This is a genomic window from Undibacterium umbellatum (assembly GCF_014284125.1).
In the GTDB taxonomy this organism is placed as follows: Bacteria; Pseudomonadota; Gammaproteobacteria; order Burkholderiales; family Burkholderiaceae_D; genus Undibacterium; species Undibacterium umbellatum.
This window is the reverse complement of the sequence record NZ_JACOFX010000021.1, coordinates 70,897-88,026: the sequence shown is the minus strand read 5'-3', so window position 1 is coordinate 88,026 and position 17,130 is coordinate 70,897. Positions and strand designations below refer to the sequence as shown.

At 49.6% G+C, this 17,130-nt stretch carries 9 protein-coding genes and 3 pseudogenes; 2 read left to right on the top strand and 10 right to left on the bottom strand.

Annotation, left to right across the window (positions count from 1 at the left end; genetic code table 11):
- Positions 1 to 628: 628 nt before the first annotated feature.
- A pseudogene (locus H8L47_RS25570) lies at positions 629 to 895 on the bottom strand (OB-fold nucleic acid binding domain-containing protein); the annotation flags it as partial.
- Between H8L47_RS25570 and H8L47_RS25565 the strand changes: the two are divergent.
- A pseudogene (locus H8L47_RS25565) lies at positions 895 to 2,898 on the top strand (error-prone DNA polymerase); the annotation flags it as partial. The pseudogenes H8L47_RS25570 and H8L47_RS25565 sit on opposite strands and share 1 nt — an antisense overlap.
- 658 nt (positions 2,899 to 3,556) lie before the next feature.
- On the opposite strand, the gene H8L47_RS25560 reads toward H8L47_RS25565, so the two are convergent.
- From H8L47_RS25560 to H8L47_RS25520, 9 genes and pseudogenes are all read right to left on the bottom strand, one after another.
- Positions 3,557 to 4,273, bottom strand: a complete 717-nt coding sequence (locus H8L47_RS25560) for an IS6 family transposase (RefSeq protein WP_186956545.1) — start codon at positions 4,271 to 4,273, stop codon at positions 3,557 to 3,559.
- A 729-nt stretch (positions 4,274 to 5,002) separates the two neighbouring features.
- Positions 5,003 to 6,043, bottom strand: coding sequence for a PIG-L family deacetylase (locus tag H8L47_RS25555; protein ID WP_186956541.1), 1,041 nt, complete (start codon positions 6,041 to 6,043; stop codon positions 5,003 to 5,005).
- 199 nt (positions 6,044 to 6,242) lie between these two features.
- Positions 6,243 to 7,271 (bottom strand): LysM peptidoglycan-binding domain-containing protein, encoded by a 1,029-nt coding sequence (locus H8L47_RS25550; RefSeq protein WP_186956539.1) that lies wholly within the window; start codon positions 7,269 to 7,271, stop codon positions 6,243 to 6,245.
- Positions 7,272 to 7,726: 455 nt separating this feature from the next.
- A pseudogene (locus H8L47_RS25545) lies at positions 7,727 to 7,915 on the bottom strand (Tn3 family transposase); the annotation flags it as partial.
- 15 nt (positions 7,916 to 7,930) lie between these two features.
- Complete coding sequence (locus tag H8L47_RS25540; protein ID WP_186956538.1) at positions 7,931 to 8,695, bottom strand: alkaline phosphatase family protein; 765 nt, start codon at positions 8,693 to 8,695, stop codon at positions 7,931 to 7,933.
- Positions 8,696 to 8,864: 169 nt separating this feature from the next.
- Positions 8,865 to 9,851 (bottom strand): hypothetical protein, encoded by a 987-nt coding sequence (locus H8L47_RS25535; RefSeq protein ID WP_186956537.1) that lies wholly within the window; start codon positions 9,849 to 9,851, stop codon positions 8,865 to 8,867.
- A gap of 251 nt (positions 9,852 to 10,102) precedes the next feature.
- The gene (locus H8L47_RS25530; RefSeq protein WP_186956535.1) at positions 10,103 to 10,423 is read right to left on the bottom strand and encodes a hypothetical protein; all 321 of its coding nucleotides are present in this window, start codon (positions 10,421 to 10,423) and stop codon (positions 10,103 to 10,105) included.
- Positions 10,424 to 10,434: 11 nt separating this feature from the next.
- Complete coding sequence (locus H8L47_RS25525) at positions 10,435 to 11,073, bottom strand: hypothetical protein (protein ID WP_186956534.1); 639 nt, start codon at positions 11,071 to 11,073, stop codon at positions 10,435 to 10,437.
- Between the two features lie 270 nt (positions 11,074 to 11,343).
- Positions 11,344 to 12,414 carry a DNA-binding protein gene (locus H8L47_RS25520; RefSeq protein WP_186956532.1) on the bottom strand — a complete coding sequence of 357 codons (1,071 nt, stop codon included), beginning with the start codon at positions 12,412 to 12,414 and terminating at the stop codon, positions 11,344 to 11,346.
- A gap of 747 nt (positions 12,415 to 13,161) precedes the next feature.
- On the opposite strand from H8L47_RS25520, the gene H8L47_RS25515 reads away from it, so the two are divergent.
- Positions 13,162 to 16,860 (top strand): leucine-rich repeat domain-containing protein, encoded by a 3,699-nt coding sequence (locus tag H8L47_RS25515; protein ID WP_186956531.1) that lies wholly within the window; start codon positions 13,162 to 13,164, stop codon positions 16,858 to 16,860.
- The last annotated feature ends 270 nt before the right edge of the window (positions 16,861 to 17,130 follow it).

Sequence of the window (17,130 nt, the reverse complement as noted above, 5' to 3'; positions counted from 1 at the left end):
TGCGCAAAGCGGAATTGATTGAAGCGATTCGTAACGGTTCAGTGGTCACTTGGCAGCATTTCAATTTGCATGGCGAATTCGATTTCTCTGATGATCGAATGGTTGATTCGGTCGGATTGACTGCGCCTAGAAATTTGACACCAAATGGAGGTTGAAAATTTGAGCCTGCACAAAGAAAAATCAACCTCTTAAAAGGCGCTACAATCAACGATCTGATGGTCGGGGGATAGAATATGTCGGTCGACCGTTAAAAAACGGCTGATTTACCATTTCTGTGGAACTTTAGCTCCGTTTGTTTAAACGCACCCTGAGTTTTGCAAACTCATGTACATGCTGATCATTGATATCTGGAATCTTAGGCATTACATTTTTATGTTCAATTGAAATAGGGGACATAAATTGGGGTTTCGATTATTGGTTATAAATGAATGAATCGGACTTTTACAAAAAATCAACGATGTTAGTACCATCTCCGAATCAATCTGTTCCTCATTTTTGGAAAAATATTCAATAAATATGGCGAATTCCGTCAGTAGAAATTTTCGTTTCTTCCGTCATCTTACAGCGATATTGTGATTCTTGATAAGGTAAGCCATCTCAAAGATAACTGCGTCGGTCTAGCCCTCTATTAACAAAAGTCACGACTCTTTGTATCCAGTTCACCCAGGAGATGAGACAGATCGACCAGGCGCATGGCGATCAAGTTTTTCACATTTGACTGCGACTGCCACTGCCCGTATACCCCTAAGAGAGAAGCGCCGTATATCTCCTTCCGAAATTGTTCAACGACAGATTCCCAGCAAATGACGTTGACAGTGCCAGTCTCATCTTCAACCGTCAGAAAAACCACACCGTTTGCTGTGTGTGGCCGCTGACGGCAAATCACAATCCCACAGCTATCTACGCAAGGAAAGCTATATCGGTGCGCATTGGCGATTTCCCGCAGGTATACCGGAAAACGTTATTGCTCAAATGGAGCATGAATTGAAGCTTATCGAGGATCTGAAATACGAACCATATTTCCTGTCTGTCTATGACATTGTGCGCTTTGCGCGCAGCCAAAACATCCTGTGCCAGGGACGTGGTTCTGCTGCAAATTCTTCGATTTGCTACGCCCTAGGCATAACAGAAGTCGACCCAGCCCGAGGCACTATGCTGTTTGAGCGGTTCATTTCAGCCGAACGAAATGAGCCCCCAGACATAGACGTTGATTTTGAGCATCAACGTCGCGAGGAGGTCATCCAGTACATCTATAAAAAATACGGAAGAATGAACGCTGCCTTGACTGCTGTCGTAACTTCCTATCGTCCCAAAAGCGTGCTACGAGATGTGGGGAAGGCTCTTGGCATCGATTTATCGATTGTAGAGAAGGTGGCGAAAGCCAGACATGGCTGGGGTGGTAGCGCTGATCTTAAAGAGCGACTCCAGGATTGTGGATTTGATCCAGATTCAACCATCGCCAAAACGTGGTCCGATATTGCCGACAAGATGATGCTATTCCCAAGGCATATGTCACAGCATCCAGGTGGGTTCGTCATCTCAAATGAAAAACTCTGCCGGCTGGTACCCATTGAAAATGCATCTATGAAGGATCGAAGTATCATTCAGTGGGACAAAGATGATATAGATGCTGTCGGCCTGCTAAAGATTGATATCCTTGCCCTCGGCATGCTCAGTTGCTTGCGTCGGACTTTGGATCTGGTTTCTGAGCAGCGTGGCGAGAGATTCGAGTTGTCTGATATTCCGGCTGAGGATCCGCGAACTTACGACATGATTTGCGATGCTGATACTGTGGGTACATTCCAGATTGAAAGCCGGGCGCAAATGAGTATGTTACCGCGGATGCGACCGCGAACTTTCTATGACCTGGTCATCGAAGTCGCGATTATTCGGCCAGGTCCTATTGAAGGGGGCATGCTCAAACCGTACTTGCGTCGACGAATGGGCGAAGAGCCAGTTACCTATCCTAGTCCCGAAACGAAAGCAGTATTAGAGCGGACATTGGGAATTCCAATTTTCCAGGAACAGGTCATGCAGATTGCCATGACTGCAGCCGGGTTCTCAGCTGGTGAAGCTGACCAGTTACGTAGAGCTATGGCTGCGTGGAAGAGGAAAGGCAATCTTGAACAATTCGATGCAAAGTTACGAATCGGGATGAGCGAGCGTGGCTATACAGCTGAATTCGCAGAGTCTATTGTCAACCAAATTCGTGGATTCGCCTCATATGGTTTCCCAGAGTCACATGCGGCCTCCTTTGCCCTGATAACCTACGCAAGTTGCTGGCTAAAATGCCACGAACCTGCGGCCTTTCTGTGTGGACTGCTGAATAGTCTGCCGATGGGGTTCTATTCAGCGTCCTCACTTGTGCAAGACGGAAAAAGGCATGGATTAGTTGTCCGGCCCGTGGATGTGACGATCAGTAATTGGGAAGCAAGTTTGGAAGCAATCACCGGTAGTCAACCAGCGGTCAGACTTGGACTCAACATGATCAATGGAATGGAAAAAGAGGCGGGATTACGGATAGAGGAGGCTAGGTGTATCCGGAATTTCTCCAGCGTTGCGGATCTTGCGAGCAGAGCGGGACTGGACAATCGAAATGTCAAAGCACTTGCGGCAGCCAATGCATTGGAACCTCTCTCAGGTAATCGTCGACAGGCACTTTGGCAATCTGTCGTCAGTGTTCCAGACAAAGGGTTGCTGAAAGGAGCACCAATCGCCGAATCACTCCTGGAACTCGAATCTCCCTCAGAGGGTGAAACAATTGTTGCAGACTATCGCAGCACCGGGCTTAGTCTGGGAGGCCACCCACTTTCACTCCTGCGCGCCAGGTTACGGGAAAAAAATTTCCTGCCTGCGAACATACTGAATGTTTGTCAGGATCGGAAACTTGTCCGCGGTTGGTAACAGTCTCTCCTTTTGGTACGAATTCTTCTGGATATTTGTATCGGAGTTCATCCAATGAGAACGTACATCGCTGTGCGACACGGACAGTTTCGTTCAAAGCCTCCCTGGAATAGAGATTTCCTAAACGCAGACGTGACCGCAAGTGCTGCTCCGCATTTGATGCGAGACGATAGCCGCATTCGGCGATTGGTAATCCGTGCCTGATTGCCGTCATCGTATCCTGTACGGGTTTGTAAGACCTGACGTGCATGCACACGTCGCCGGTGGCCACGATAGGCAGCCCATATATATCTGCCACTGTTTGCACAATCTCGGTGTGTCTATCGTCGTTGGAGCGGTTATGAAGGCTTAACGAAATACGTGCCCGGCCAGGCGCTGTATGCACAAGCCAGGCAGCCTGTTGAGACAAAGTGTCGATATCGCTCCCATACTCCGGGACCAGGATCAACTCACAGTCCGGTACTCCTTTCAAGTGCTTCATGTCCCCCTTCGGGTGGGCCAGATCTTCTGGCTTGATCAGGTAATTTCCTTTCTCAATGCGAGTACGCCCCACTGTAATGAGCTCGCATATATTGCCATAGCCATTTCTATGGTTGTGTTGCAATAAGGATTTGAGGTTGAGTTGAGTCGAGTCGAGCAATCGACCCAGAAATCAAAAAGCCAAGCTATAGAATTGTTCGGCAGCGGACGCAACTTCCCCGTTGGAGCATTGCAGTTGCCCCTTCTTGATCATGTGCATCGTCTCAATGCCTGCGATGATTTTGGCGGCGCAGTGGAAGTTTTTAAAGCCGAGCATGGGACGGGTTATTCGCTTGATGGCCCTATGGTCTTGTTCTACAAGATTGTTCAAGTATTTCGATTGGCGCAACATGATGTCAACGCCGCTGTCGGCGACCATGCTACGCACCGCCGCCGTGTTGGCGCCGCTCTTGTCGATCGTGATTTTCTCTGGCACATCGTGCGCCCCTATTGCCCGTTCGAAGAAGCGTCGTGCCGCAGCGTGATCGCGTTTGGCCGTGAGCAGAAAGTCCACGGTGTGGCCAAGTCTGTCTACTGCTCTATACAGATATTTCCACTGCTTGCCGACTTGGATGTAAGTCTCATCCATTCGCCAACTCCTGCCAACCGGCCGCTTGCGATGGCGAAGCACTTTGGCCAAGACCGGCAAGATCCTTACCGCCCACCGATGCACCGTGGTGTGATCAACTTCCACTCCGCGCTCGGCCATCATCTCCTCTAGATTGCGCAGACTCAGCGCATACGCCGCATACCAACGTACACACAACAACATCACATCAAGCGGATAATGCAAGCGCTTAACTACTCTACGAAGAACGGATTCTTCCAATTGGATCGACAGGGATTTCATGAATGCCATTCTAGCACTCCAACTTTCGCCTTACTGCAACAGAACCCTCCCCCGGTGGCAGCGTAAGCGGACAGGTATTTAGCAATTTGCACTTGATACCAAATTTCATGGCCACCGTGCATCGCTCGATCCAGTGTATCAATTAGTAATTGAAAGTTGGAAAACCCGTTCGCGGGAACAAGTGGCGCGGCTGGAAGGGTGGGGGGCACAGGATTAATCGGATTGACAATCGCGGCGCCGGCTAAGATCAGGCAGGGAGTCACGTTTACTGCTGCTGTTCCTCCTTGAGCGTAAGGAGCTGCGTTTGCCACTAATCCCGCAGTGGCTGGAAAGGAAACGGCCACAACCCCTGCCGGTGTGGTAGGAAGAGCAGCGTATGGATAACCGACGGCAAGTGCGCCAACGGGGGGAAAGCCGGCAGGTGGCCCCGCGGGAGAGGGCCCCAGGTCTCCATTGGATTGGATGAGGTGAACGACAGAGGAAAAAGCATTGAGCATTAAATTTAGAAACAGCATCTCATCTCACAAATTTAAGAAAGGATAGAAATTCCAAGGATAGGAGATTCTCCGGAGTCGTGAAGTTTACGATGTGCAGCACATTCCCTTAGTGTTCTTGGAATAATTTCTGGGCATCCATGTTATATAACTTTCCCATATTTGAAAATGAAGGTTTTTCGACCCGACCCCGTGGATACTTGATCGGAAAAAGTGCGCTCTCCTGCGAAGCAGGTTAATGATCGCTTGTGCTATCAGATGACGAGCATTGGCATCCACTACACCCGCTATAAAACGGCGTAGGCGGCCACAATGGTGCCAAGCTTGGCGGCGAAAAGTTGCCGGGTGTTGAAGTAGTAAATACCGGCGCTGCCATCATCCACCCGGCATACACCCCCAAATTATCCCCACCAATCGTGCAGCAGATCTTTCCCCCGCCGTTTTGCTGCCCCCGTGCACAGTCATAAACCTGCTTGTCATAAGCGGCCATCATGCCGATTTTCCAAAGGGCAGCTGAACCTTGTAACTGCGTTTTTCCATTAGGCGGTTGGGTCATTGCATAATCGAGATATTCGCTGACGGCCAACGGTGTCGATTGGCCGATGGCGGCATTGCTTGCCAAACCGGTCGCGTAGTGATCGTAATGATCACAGGGGTTGGTGGTTTGATCGGTCTGCTGGTAGTTGACCCAGCAATCGCTGATTGCATAGTTGCCATTGTCGGTGATGATGGCTTCCAAGGTGGTTGTGAAATCATTCCAGCTTGTATAGGTGGTGGAGCCGTCCACCGTACCGATAGTGGTAATCGTCGCCAGCGACGGAAACGGCTGAGGGGTAATGGCGCTGTTGCTCAGTTGCGGCAGGCTCACATCGCCTGTCACGCCAAACCCCTCGCCACACATATTGCCGTCCGGCAGGCGCATGAAATAGCAAGCGCAAGGCGTTTGTGCGATATTAGCGGTCCAAGTTGTAATATTGTGCTCATTGAAGCTCACAAAATTCCAAAGTGGAGCACCTGCCGCAGGGGACGGTGTTTCGTCAAAAGGGGCGTTTGGAGTGCAATCGAGCAACCAGCGCACTGACGCAATCGTCCCCCATTCGCGGGCCGCCCAGTATGCCGGGCCTTGCCCGCCGTCACCAGCGGTGGTAACGATAATGGCAACCGAATAGTCGCCGGATAGGATGGCGGCAGCGGCAACCGGATTCATGAAGAGCTGGAAATCATCCGGGTGGGCGACGACAAATACTGCTCTCTTCTGCTGTGCAACGGTATTCATTGCTGTTCCTTCCATTTCGATGGGAAACACTCAGGTACAACTTAAAACCACTGACAAAACATTAAAATATAAAATGAATGGCAAATTCAAACTGCTTATCTGGAGCCTTTACATGAGATAGCTGTTCATTTTTCACCTTTTCTACCGTATTTAAAAAACGGTTGCCATAAGAAATGCCTATATACGAATTTTCCGTAAATCACTGCTGCCACTGCAAAAATCCACCCAAACTTACCCCCTGAGCTAAAAAATATTCCTGGGCGTCAGCATATAGACTGGCATTGACTATGCTCGGAGCGACGATTGCCTTTGCATCCGCATATTCACTCCAGCTAACCCCTCCCGAAGTGGCATACTGGTTACTGGTTTCTTCTCCGGTGGTATAGAGCTGGGGCGATAGAATGTCGATGACGGGACTGGCGAAGAAACTGCGCATGAGTGCTGCAGCGTCTTCAATACCATAGGGCGCGGAATGACTCACCGTGACAAGAACCTTCAAACCTTTAGCCTTGGCTGCAGTAAAAGACGCTTCAAAAGCTGCTGCCAACCCTGAGCTACCTTCTTCAATGTCGTAAGCAATTCCCTGGTATGCGGACAGGCTGCCTGAGTTAATTGCGTTGGTGACAGAAAGCACAGCGGATTCAGTCCAGGCACCACTTTCATTTCCGCCACCCAGGCAAATGTATTTCAAACCAGGTAATTGACTGTGGACGGCATTGCTGTTGTCTATGGCTGTCTGTGGAGATACCCAACCACTAAAAGCGATACCCAGATTGGTGTTGTCAGGCACTTGTGTGTTTTTAGACCAAGTCCAATACCAGAGACCTTTCTGAGCATTGACAGACTGAGTCAATGGGATAGTTGGATCAGCAATGGGAGAGGTGAGGGATGCTGACGAAATAGGAATTGTCAAGACCTGTCCTACCGCCATTGCATTGGGGTTGACAGATGGATTCGCTTGTTCAATTTCTTGGAAACTCAGGCCGGTGCATCCTGCCAGATTAGCAGCAATGATTGAATAACTGTCGCCACTCTGGATGGTATATTTCAACGCAATAGCCTGACCAAGTTGTGCTGGGATATTGAGCAATGTCCCAATCTGCAACGCGTTGGCGTTGACACCCGGATTCGCTGCTTCGATTGCTTGTACGCTGACTCCGGCAGCGGAACTAAGCGCAGCAGCTATGTCATTGAGTGTATCGCCTGCCAAAACGGTGTACTTGAACATACGAACCCTTCTGTGAATAGATGATGATGACTATTACGGTTACAGACTTTCTAAGCGAGATGGCTTTTTGTGTTAGCACAGTAAGGAAACACACTTACTGCATGGAAACTGGTATGGGAATACTGTGGAAATCTGAGCAAGGTGACTACTTCTTTAGAGTCAATTAAAAATTGACAACTAATTATTATTTAAGTTAGCTTTTATTGCAAGTGAAAAAAGGTTAACTTTTTTTGGTCCGGTTCCATCAATCGAAATCTCATTTCATTCCATGTATCGGAACCAAATTCTAGAAACCTACAGATTATCCAAGCCAGCTAAGGCCGCGAATTTAGAATTCCCTGAAGTAAAGATCCATTTCTGAATCGCTATTCACCAACCCCATCTGGTGGGACGGCCGGGATTACGGTTTTTTCGCCGAAACAGATTAAGTCGATGACTTACACGGAAAAGTCGATTTAATAGTTGAGAGGCTCAATTTCCCTATCCATGTCCAGCGGATTTTCTCCAAAGCGATTGATGTGTTCACGCCGGAATGGCGCGGTGCCCCGTAAAATCGCCTCGGTGAGCACATACCCTTTTGCCCGGAGATTTTTCAGAATCCGCGACATTCCATGGACGTTATGTAAGATACCCATCATGGCGATTCCAGCCAGATTGAGTTATCGATGATCACGATAGAATTTTCTGGCCGCATGTCTTCGCTCTGTCATGTAACGCAACATCTCGGACTGAGACTTGAAAAGTTGCTCTAATGGCTTTCCGCTATCAGGATGGCCTGGATATTGGCTGCAGTAAGCCTTTGCAAAATCAAGTGCAACGGGTGGAACCGGTTTAGTTACCCTATGAATATACGGGCCGCTGTAGGGATCGTCGCCATTTGGGTCCGTCATTTCTGTTCCCCAATTAGCAAAGCCCACATGAGGTTTGATGAAGGCTGGACAGTGTTCATGTGGCGTTGCTCGCCACGCCGATAATGCGATGCTATTTGCGTTCAAATCGCGCTGAGTCAGACTCGGTGCCTCAGCGACTTGATTCTGTGCTGCAAACAGATCCTGAACGAAGCGAAGGATCGAGGTATTCCGGTACTGAGTACTGTCTACCACGCCCTTTTCGAGCCACGGCGATATTAACAGTGCAGGAATTCTCGGTCCTAGCATCGTGTAGTCGAATAGCAGCTTCTTATTGGAATAGTATCCGTACGAATCCGGAGCGCATACAGCAGGTGGCAGGACGTGATCGTACACGCCGCCATTTTCATCGAAAGTGACGATCAATAGCGTCTCTTCCCAAATCGGACTATTGCGTAATACGTTATATACCGACGCAATCAGATTTTCTCCCAGGCGGATGTCGCTGCACGGATGCATGGAATTACCGTTGGCGCTGCCTTCGTGTTCACCCGTCGAAAAAAGCAGGCTGGGCATGATTGTACGCGAAAGTAAATATGTAACCGTCGTTGCAGTAAATATGTAACTCTGCCTGAAAATGGTGGTTACCAGACCATTTTAACTTCAATTATCTCCAAATTCCCCGAAAAATCCTGAATAAAATCAATAGATTACAGCAACAGAAAAGTAATTATGGAACTATACGTCACGAGAATCCGAGTGCAGGCGATCCTGAATCAAATGCTGGAGTCGTCAACCAGCACGCGCGTGGCGGCACAAGATACGGATGAAGTGCATTGCGAGATCCGGTATTCAAATGCGTTAGCACACGGTCCCAGGCTTGCCAGGTGGATCGAAGATCCTGTTCAAAGTCGAGGCCGAGCCGATGTTGAATAACGGGGCGCTTAAGCAGTCGATCTGGCAAAACAGAATAACATGCCCACTCTGCGATCCCAAAGGGTGGATATGAGAATACAGTTGTCACTTCGCATTGGCGCGAGAATGCACCCTCCCAACTTTTGCGCCACCATTGCGTAACCTCGCGGTGCCGAGGCGAATTCAATTGTTGTAGCCGGTCGCAAAAGCGAGAATATTGTCCACAAAGCGACAAGAAGCGACTAGTTTGGAAGCGCGGCCAATGCAGCCGCGAGAATGCCGGCGCCGCAGTAATGGTGCCAGACAAATTTTGCATCGTCATGCCTGGCGGAAGCACCTCGTTCATTGTGAATATCGGCAGTGGCGGTGGATCATTGTGAAGTTTTTGCAATGCTCCTATAAAGCCGAGACGTCCGGCAATGCTCAGGGGCGCCGGAATATTTTCACGGTCCAGAAAGCGACCGGAAACATCGCGCCAGGTATGCGTACCTTCCGCGTACCAGTACACGTAGGTTGCCAGAAATCGCTGCCAATTCATGATGGAATTGTGTGATTTGGTGATATGGCTTTGCCTCGCGAGGATAGTCGGATCAGGAAGTAGCGAGTGTGCGCAGTGAGGACAGCAAAACGGTCTGACGGCGAAAGATGCATCGAGACGATAAGGGATTTTCTTTCGGCAGCTTGTGCAGATATCGAGCAGGGGAGTATGGTGAATCGGGCAGTGCAGAATCGGCGCGAATTGGAACAGCACCGCATGGAAGCCTTCCGCCATGCATGCCGCACAGAAGCGAAGATGCTGACTGGCGATTTCAATCATGCGTGAATCGGCACGCGGGCTGCACGCTGCGCCTGCGAGCAGGTCATGCGACACTGTACGCGAAAGTAAATATGTAACCGTCGTTGCAGTAAATATGTAACTCTGCCTGAAAATGGTGGTTACCAGACCATTTTAACTTCAATTATCTCCAAATTCCCCGAAAAATCCTGAATAAAATCAATAGATTACAGCAACAGAAAAGTAATTATGGAACTATACGTCACGAGAATCCGAGTGCAGGCGATCCTGAATCAAATGCTGGAGTCGTCAACCAGCACGCGCGTGGCGGCACAAGATACGGATGAAGTGCATTGCGAGATCCGGTATTCAAATGCGTTAGCACACGGTCCCAGGCTGTGTGGTTCGATACAATGCCTGATCAAACGAAAAATCTGGACGCGATTTACTGTCGTCGCTTGCTCGATCTTGGCCAAGGGCGTGCCGGCAACATATAACCTGATTGCCTCAATGCGGTTTAACAAACTCTTACGTCGTTTTCCTTCCAAAGCGTTCGGATCGACGGTAGGCCATTGGGAAAGGTCTTGCAGATCGGGAGGAATTAATCGTTTCATGGAGGATTCCTCTACGCCCGTGCCGCATTGGAATAGAAGAGCGTGGCACCGCTCAACGGCTTCTTTGTGAGATCAGCGCTAGTGATACGGCCCCTGTGCAAGAGCATGAATATTGCGGTGCGAACCAGTTGCTGGTCGATTCGACGCAATGCATGCTCAGCATCGAACAACGTGACCGGAGTCTCGAATAGGACAGCGGTCGCGTCGAGTATTTGCGGCGTCACAAAGCGGCCATTGCTAACAATGTAGGGATTGATCCGGTGCCAGTTGTTGATCCATTGCTGATGGCTGGCGAGCCACGCTTGCGTCACCGTATGGACTGCGGCATCGTGGAATGTTGGAACTGAATTGATGTTTTCTGGTTCGATCTGAATATCACCTTCAAGAACCAAAAACTGTTGCTGCCCGTCACCTTGTACCCAGAACGTCGCGAAGACCTGTTGATCATCAATGATGACGTATCCAGGATATTCACAGAAGCTCGTAATTGCAGGATGGCTTTCAATGAAAGCCCAAAGATTGAGGCTTCCATATGAAAAAACGGTGAGAAGATGTGAAAGCTTGGGACTAATAAGCGACAATCGTCGCATCCACGGGAGTCGCTTGATTTCAATAGGTGATGGTATCGTCAAGGGAGTGGATTGAGGCATGTCAGTACTCTCAAAATCGAGAATATGCAAAGTTACATATTCACTACGCTATTATGCAGAGTAACATAGTTCCTTCGCAGTCATGCGCAGTAAATGTGTTACATTTTTTGGCGAGAAAATCGTACTCTAGAGGGAAGCTTACTTGGACAGGGGGTAACAAAGTTACTTTCGCTGACACCTGACCACAAACAGCCAAATGAGTTGTGGAGTTAATATCCAACTCATCGAACCACGCGGCATGTATTCAAAGGACCCAAACAATGTTGCCCGCTATTCACAAATCCCATCCGGATCCGTTTCCCGTAGTGTTATTGCTCCAATCCCCCCGTTGCCCATCGTTTTCAGCTCATCTTCAATAACCCCCGCATCCAACAAATCCAACTGCCGCCCATCTTTTTCCTCAACCAGGGCAGGGGAGGCCACCACTGACGCTAGAGCCAATTCCTTAATCATCGCATCCCTCTGCAAATTCAAGGCAGTCAACTGACCCTTCAGCGCATTAATCTCCCCCCTGGACGCATCGATCGTCGAACGTGCATTTTGCAGCTGGCTTTTCACGAGATCCACCTCGGTCTGATTTCTGGAACGCAGAGAAAGTGCTTCCCCCTCCCAATGCAGCGACTTGGCCCGGGCCTCTTCAATCTGCTGCAGCATATGCCGTTCCATCCCCCGATAGCGCTGCTCATTCTGAACACCAGCCGCCTCAAACTCTGCCAACCGGCTCTTATGGTCCGCATTCAGATTGGCCAGGCTGTCCTGATATTGGGATGACAGGAGCTGCATCGCTTCCGTATGCCGCCTGTCACGCTCGTCAATCGCCTGCTGCATAGCATCCAACCTTTGGAGCAGCACACCTTGTTCCGCTTTCAGGCCCTCATTCATTTGCAAGGCTTGCTGCAAGCGCTCCTGAGAAACCGCCAGGCTCGTCGTTTGGCCAGCCAATTCGCCTTGCACTTGCTCCAGATGTCGTTGTTTCTCCTGAACAAGCTCAACCATCTGGGCATGCTCCTGGGTGAGCTGCGCACGCTCCTGGGTCAGAAGGGACTTTTCGTGGGCGAGATGACCCTGGGCCGCCGCGGTGGCCGTCGCCCATAACTGCCGCATGAGTTCCGCCACTTCATCTGGCATGCCCTGGCCAGCCGCTTGCGCACAGTGATGACTAAACAAACGCTCATACCAGGCGTGGATATCGGCTTGAACGTCGGTATCCGATCCCCCTTTGTAATAGCCGCGCACTTTAGATACAGATGGCTTTTCTGATGCAGCAGCCAGGGAATTACAGGCAGCCCAGACTGCTTCACGCCTAGTGTAAGAACGGTCGGACAGGACAAAAGTGGACATACGCATTTCCTGAAGGAAAAAAAACTAAAAAATTGCCATTAGCTCAATGAAATCGGCGACAACCCGCAAAAGAAGGAAATTTTCTTATTGGGAACGATCAAATAATAAATATATTATTTTATTTCGTCAATATTTAGACGTTTAATCCAACATTTGCATGATTATCTTACTTATCATGAATTATTTAAGGGAAATTCCTTTTGAATAAGTTGCAACTGCATTGGAAACGAGTATCCGCGTGAAACATTCGAGCGAAAATAGACGCGGGATTTAGCTGAAAGCCTTACGTGGTAAGGCTTTCCGGGGAGTTGAGAAGCTCAAATAACAAAAACAAATGTTTCACGGCGGCTATATTGTTGTCGAAATTCATTTAATTCTGAACTCTATTGCTCTGCATAGCTCAATTGTCAAAGAAAGGTAACCGGTGCGTCATCGGCGTTATTGTCAGCAGCCCCCATCCCCGGCACAAATCTCCCTCACGATTATCAAGACGAGGGTAAAACATGGGGCAGCAAGTGTCGGCAACATCCAAGGAAACCATTTGGCGTAACCACCTGACGCGCTAACCAGCCGTTATCGATGTTTCGAGCTGCTCCGAACCGGTCAAGACGCTTAAATCGACGGAAGATCTGATTTAGCGAGAAAATTATAATTTGATAAGACGCCACGTTAAATTCGTTATTATTTGCTGTAAATAATGTGATAATAATTATTCAACTAATTATTGTCTGACTGGGAAGAGTGACGATGGAGCAAAATGCGGTGTCGGCCATGACTGATAGTGGAATAATAGGTTGGGCGAAAGCCACGCCAGAAGAGTGTTTTGCAGAAGCAGAGGCACGGATAGAGTGTGAGTTGTTGGCTAAAACCGGCAGAATATATCTTGGCGACTTGAATAGACTCATTGTCTTGCCGCCAACGATTTCTCAATTGGAGCACTTATTTGAATTGGACATTGGCTACACGGCAATACATAACCTGACCCCGCTGGCGCAACTGAGCTCTCTGCAATCCTTGGATTGTGGCTTTACCGAGGTGTCGGAACTGACCCCTCTGGCGCAACTGAGCTCTCTGCAATCCTTGGATTGTTTCGATACCCAAGTGTCGGACCTGAGCCCGCTGGCGCAACTGAGCGCCCTGCAATCCTTGGATTGTAGCAAAACCCAAGTGTCGGACCTGACCCCACTGGCGCAACTGAGCGCTCTGCAATCCTTGGATTGTAGCGAAACTGGAGTCTCGGACCTGACTCCGCTGGCGCAACTGAGCGCTCTGCAATCCTTGGATTGTGGCTATACCCAAGTGTCGGACCTGACCCCGCTGGCGCAACTGAGCTCTCTGCAATCCTTGGATTGTGGCTATACCCAAGTGTCGGACCTGACCCCGCTGGCGCAACTGAGCTCTCTGCAATCCTTGGATTGTAGCCATACCCAGGTGTCGGACCTGACCCCGCTGGCGCAACTGAGCTCTCTGCAATCCTTGGATTGTGGCTATACCCAAGTGTTGGAACTGACCCCTCTGGCGCAACTGAGCTCTCTGCAATCCTTGGATTGTGGCTATACCCAAGTGTCGGAACTGACCCCTCTGGCGCAACTGAGCTCTCTGCAATCCTTGGATTGTAGGCGCACCCAGGTGTCGGACCTGATCCCGTTGGAGCAACTGAGCTCTCTGCAATCCTTGGATTGTAGCGAAACTGGAGTCTCGGACCTGACCCCGCTGGCGCAACTGAGCTCTCTGCAATCCTTGGATTGTAGGCGCACCCAGGTGTCGGACCTGATCCCGTTGGAGCAACTGAGCGCTCTGCAATCCTTGAATTGTAGCCAAACCAAGGTGTCGGACCTGACCCCACTGGCGAAACTGAGCGCTCTGCAATCCTTGTATTGTAACCATACCCAAGTGTCGGACCTGACCCCACTGGCGCAACTGAGCGCTCTGCAATCCTTGGTTTGTGGCTTTACCCAGGTGTCGGACTTGACCCCGCTGGCGCAACTGAGCGCTCTGCAATCCTTGGAATGTAACGGCACCCAGGTGAAGAACCTGACCCCGCTGGCGAAACTGAGCGCTCTGCAATCCTTGAAATGTAGCGGCACCCAGGTGAAGTACCTGACCCCCCTGGCGCAACTGAGCGCTCTGCAATCCTTGGAATTTAGCGAAACCCAAGTGTCGGACCTGACCCCACTGGCGCAACTGAGCGCTCTGCAATCCTTGGTTTGTGGCTTTACCCAGGTGTCGGACTTGACCCCGCTGGCGCAACTGAGCGAAGTACAAAAATTAGATATCTCTGAATGCAATATCCAAAGCTGGAATGCCTCGCTTATTTGGGGAAAGGCATTCCAGAATTTGATAACCTATCGGACCACATTGAACCAGATTCCATCCGAAGTTCTATCCTCTGATTGGAAGGAAAATTGTCTGCCAAACTTGCGCGCCCACCTACGTGACCTGGAAGCAGGTTCGGTGACAGCTTCCAGCGTCAAATTAATTTTACTGGGCAACGGCACTGTCGGCAAAACGCAGCTATGCCAGCGTTTGCGCGGCCTGGACTATGATCCCGCCATTTCCTCCACTCACGGGGTGCAGGTTCATTCACATTCGAATGGTGGGGTTGAAGGCGAATGGCATATCTGGGATTTTGGTGGGCAAGACATTTACCACAGTACGCACGCCTTATTTTTGCGTACGCGTGCTGTATTTGTACTGGTATGGTCACCTGGTACAGAGCAAGCGAGTACGCACGAGATTGACGGTATGTCATTTCGTAACCACCCTTTGGCATATTGGGTAGATTATGTACGCCATACCGCTGGCCTGGCATGCCCGCTGTTGATTGTACAAACGCGCTGTGAGCACATCAAAGACGAAGCTCACCAGTTGCCCTTGTCACAGGGCTTGCTGGATGATTTTGCCTGGTACAAGCCAGTGCAATACAGCAGCTTGAATAACCGGGGCTGGGCCGCCCTGGATGAAGCGTTGGGCTATGCACATGCCCGCTTGCTGGAACAGCACCCAACAAACATAGGTAAAGGGCGCATGCGAGTTCAACAGGCTTTGTGTTCCTGGCGCGATGCCGACAATCTTTTGTCCGCCCCAGAAAAGCAGCACCGCCTGGTCACACAAGCCGAATTTGCCGAACTTTGCGCGCAGGGCCATGGTGACGTCAGTGACCCAACTGCCTTACTCCATTACTTACACCATGCAGGTATCGTATTTTATCAGGCGAATTTATTTGACCAACAAATCATCCTTGACCAGGGCTGGGCGTTGGATGCCATTTACACTGTCTTCAACCGGGAAAAATGCTGGCCACTACTCCGCGACTTGCATGGCCGCTTCACACGTTCTCTTTTAGCCAGCCTCATCTGGTCAGGATACAGCCAGGCGGAGCAAGAATTGTTTCTCAGCATGATGTGCAGTTGTGGTGTTGCCTTTGTATATAGCGAAGGCGACTATACGAGAAATATCGAAACCAGGTACATCGCACCCGATCTGCTTCCAGGCAAAGCTGAAGTGCTAGCTGAGCTGGAGGAAAAATGGGACGATGCCGCGCCTTGTCTCAAGGCGCAAGTACATTATTCTGTGCATCAACCTGGTCTTCTCCGCAGTATCGTAGCTAAAATTGGAAGTGTCGCAGGGATCAATGGTCTGTACTGGCAAGGTGGTGTCTGTGTCTATGAAAAAAATACGCGCAGTCGCGCCTTGATTGAGCAAATTGCCAATACTGGCGTCGGAACATGGCATGGCGACATTCGCATCAGTACACAAGGCGGTAATGCCGACCAGTTGCTGGCGGCATTAAAAGAAGAACTGGAACGTGAAACCTCGGATTGGACAATACAAATGAAACATGAACTTTCTCCCCAGGCTGCAACGCCTCCAACGCCCCTGGAATTTTCTGCTGAACCTGTCAATTCCGTGCAATATGCTGTTTCCTATAACTGGGAAAATAACAGCAATGACGTGGTAGATAGACTCTGTAAAGACGCAGAGGCACGAGGCATTTCCATTTTACGTGACAAAACGTCGGTGGGCATAGGTGATAGCCTTTCTCAGTTCATGCAAAGGCTGGCGGTGCAAGACCGGATTTTTGTCATTTTGTCGGACAGCTATTTAAAGTCCCATAATTGTATGTATGAATTGTTTCAAATATGGCGTGACTGCAAGGGAAAAGACAAACAATTTTTGTCACGCATACGTGTATATCGTATGCCAGATGCAGACATTTTCAGCATCGATAAGCGACTAGAGTATGCCAGCTATTGGAAAACAAAATATAACAAACTCGATCAATCTTTCCAAACTGGAGACGCGGACATAATTGGTGTGCAAGGCCACATAATTTACAGCCGGATGCGAGACTTTTACAGCAACATCGGCGATATTTTGACTTTGGTAGCCGACACCTTGTTACCAAATAGTTTTGAGCAATTAGTCGAAAATGGTTTTAAGTAAACACATCATCGCCAGCAATGCCCATGATCTGAAGTAACGAGACTTCGTCCAAGCATCGCAAGCAATGTTTATACGGGGCGCGTGCGCCACTTTCCTCTTGACCTTTGATGAAGCTTTGAACCGCATCGTCATGTCTCGTGGTCAGCCGTTGCTGGCAATAAGCGAACGAACCTATTTTCTTCTCGCGAAGTTCTTACAGCTGGGGGATGGGCAAATTTAACCAATTAGTCGTTTAACGCTGATTGCGGGGATGTTACGCTCTCGTCATGG